General features: G+C 73.7%; 4 protein-coding genes. 2 read left to right on the top strand and 2 right to left on the bottom strand.

Annotated features, from left to right (window positions below; translation table 11 throughout):
- A partial coding sequence (locus AB0C29_RS44520; protein WP_360833868.1) for an aldehyde dehydrogenase family protein occupies window positions 1-666 on the top strand: 666 nt, incomplete at its 5' end.
- Here the strand turns inward: AB0C29_RS44520 and AB0C29_RS44515 are convergent.
- Window positions 656-1,564 carry a hypothetical protein gene (locus AB0C29_RS44515; protein WP_360833866.1) on the bottom strand — a complete coding sequence of 303 codons (909 nt, stop codon included), beginning with the start codon at window positions 1,562-1,564 and terminating at the stop codon, window positions 656-658. The two genes, AB0C29_RS44520 and AB0C29_RS44515, sit on opposite strands and share 11 nt — an antisense overlap.
- Window positions 1,561-1,926 carry a VOC family protein gene (locus AB0C29_RS44510; protein WP_360833864.1) on the bottom strand — a complete coding sequence of 122 codons (366 nt, stop codon included), beginning with the start codon at window positions 1,924-1,926 and terminating at the stop codon, window positions 1,561-1,563. Before AB0C29_RS44510 ends, AB0C29_RS44515 begins: the two co-directional genes overlap by 4 nt.
- Window positions 1,927-1,998: 72 nt before the next feature.
- Here AB0C29_RS44510 and AB0C29_RS44505 point away from each other — a divergent pair.
- Window positions 1,999-2,280: MarR family transcriptional regulator (locus AB0C29_RS44505; protein ID WP_360833862.1), on the top strand; the 282-nt coding region annotated here is incomplete at its 3' end.

The raw sequence follows: 2,280 nt of genomic DNA, 5'->3' as shown, positions 1-2,280 counted from the left end.
GACGCCGACCTGGACCGGGCCGTCGAGGGCGCCCTACAGGCCTGCTTCCTGTGCGCCGGGCAGAGCTGCACCGCCGGCGAGCGGCTGCTGGTGCACCACGCGGTGCGCGACGACTTCGCCGAACGGCTGGCCCGCGCGGTCACCGACCGCATCCGGCTGGGCGATCCGCTCGACGACGCCACCACGATGGGCCCGCTCAACAACGCCGGGGTGGCGGCCAAGATGGACGAGCACGTCGCCGACGCCCTGCGCCGCGGGGCCTCGGCGCTGACCGGCGGCGCCCGGGCCACCGGCTTCGCCACCGACCTGTACTGGCCGGCCACCGTCCTCACCGACGTGCCGGCCGACGCCGCGGCGGCCACCGAGGAGACCTTCGGCCCGATCGCCCCGATCGTCGCCGTGTCGGGCCTCGAGGAGGCGATCGAGCTGACCAACGCCTCCCGGTACGGGCTGCTGGCCGCCGTCTACACCGCCGACCTGAGCACCGGGCTGGCCTTCGCCGACGCGGTGCGTACCGGCTGGGTGAACATCAACGAGTCGACCAACTACTGGGAGAGCCACCTGCCGTTCGGTGGGCGGTCCGGCTCCGACAGCGGCCTCGGGCGGGTCGGTGGCGCCCATCCGATGGAGGCGTTCACCGAGCTGCAGACGGTGATCATCGGCTGAGCCGTACCTGATCGGCCTGGCCCTCCTCGGCCAGCGACGCGCGCAGCAACAGCGCGACCCACGTCCGGTACGGACGCCAGCGCTCGGCGATGGCCTCGAGCCGCGCGAGGCCGGGGTCGTCGCCGAGCCGGTAGGCGCCGGCCATGGCCTGGTGCAGCCGTTTCTCGTTGCGGGGAAACGCGTCGGGGTCGCCGGCGCCGCGCAGCAGGATCAGCTCGGCGGAGAACGGCCCGATGCCGGGCAGGGTCCGCAGCCGGGTCAGGGCCTCCTCGGCCGGCAGGGCGCGCAGGGTGGCGGCGTCGAGCTGTCCGTCGTCGGCGGCCCGGCCCAGGGACTGCAACTGCTCGATCTTGCGGCTGGTGAGGCCGGGGAACTCGCGCAGGCCGGCGAGCCGGTCGGGCGCCGGGAACGACGGAAGCTGCGCGTCGCCGAAGTCGATCTGTTCCCCCAGCTGGTTCGCGAGCCGGGTACGGATGCCCGCGGCCTGGCTCCGGCGGATGCGCTGCCCGATGATCGTCCACACCGCGGCCTCGTACGGGCTGTGGAACTGCACCGGCCGCAGCCCCGGATAGCGCGTCTGCAGCTCGCCGACGACCGGGTCCCGCTCCCCCACCGCCGGGAAGCCGGTGCCGTCCACGTCCAGCGACAGGATGCGCTCGACCTGGCCGCGGATCCGCTCGACCGGCACCGATCCCGGGTTGACCACGACCTCGGCGACCGGCTCCGCGCCGTCCCCGGTGACGCGGACACCGACCGGGGTCCAGCCGTGCTCGGCGGGGAAGGCGAGGTCGAGCCGCGCCTCGTCGCCGCCGCCCTGCCCGGCCGAGAACCCCGCGACGAAGCGGGCCGCGCTGCGCAGCGAGAACGGGCCGCGCGCCCGCATCCGGAAGGTGGTCACGCCTTGTCGTGGATCGTGACGGCGTAACCGTCGGGGTCGCTGAAGGTGAAGGTGCGGCCGAACGGCCCGTCGAAGGCCGGCGTCACGATCGGCACGCCGGCGGCGTCGAGCGCGTCGTGCAACGCCTGGGCGTCGGTGCTGTGCAGCCACAAGGCGACCCCCAGTCCGGGCCGGCCGGCCTCGAGATCAACGCCGGGCAGCGGCTCGCGCACCGCGAAGGGCACGGGCTGGGTGGCGAAGACGACCGCGCCGGGCGGGCTCGCCGGGATCCGGCGCAGGCCGAGGTGCTGCTCGTAGAAGGCGGCGGATCGTGGCAGGTCACGCACCTGCAGGGCGACGAAGTCGGGTCCGGTAACCGGCATGGCTCACTCCTGGCGTTCGAATCTCGCTATGTCAAAGTCCTGACATCCAGCAGCGTATGTCAGGATACTGACATGGTGCAACAGGAAACAGTCGGGCCGGTGGAGAACGCCGTCGGCTACGTCCTCAAGGAGGCCGCGGTGGCGCTGCGCACCGCGATGGACGCGGTGCTGCGGCCGCTGCAGCTGACCGTCCCGCAGTACTCCTGCCTGGAACTGCTCGGTCAGCGGCCCGGCCTGTCCAACGCCGAACTGGCCCGCGGGACCTTCGTCACCCGCCAGTCGATGAACGTGGTGCTGCAGGGCCTCGAGGAGCGGGGGCTGGTCACCCGGCCCGCGACCGCCGCCCGGGGCCGC

Source organism: Actinoplanes sp. NPDC048791, from assembly GCF_040650095.1.
GTDB lineage: Bacteria > Actinomycetota > Actinomycetes > Mycobacteriales > Micromonosporaceae > Actinoplanes.
This window is presented reverse-complemented; position numbering and strand designations above follow the sequence as displayed.

Bases quoted from the DNA above. Each gene is read 5' to 3' on its own strand.
- AB0C29_RS44510 (WP_360833864.1), bottom strand. From the start codon at position 1,926: ATGCCGGTTACCGGACCCGACTTCGTCGCCCTGCAGGTGCGTGACCTG.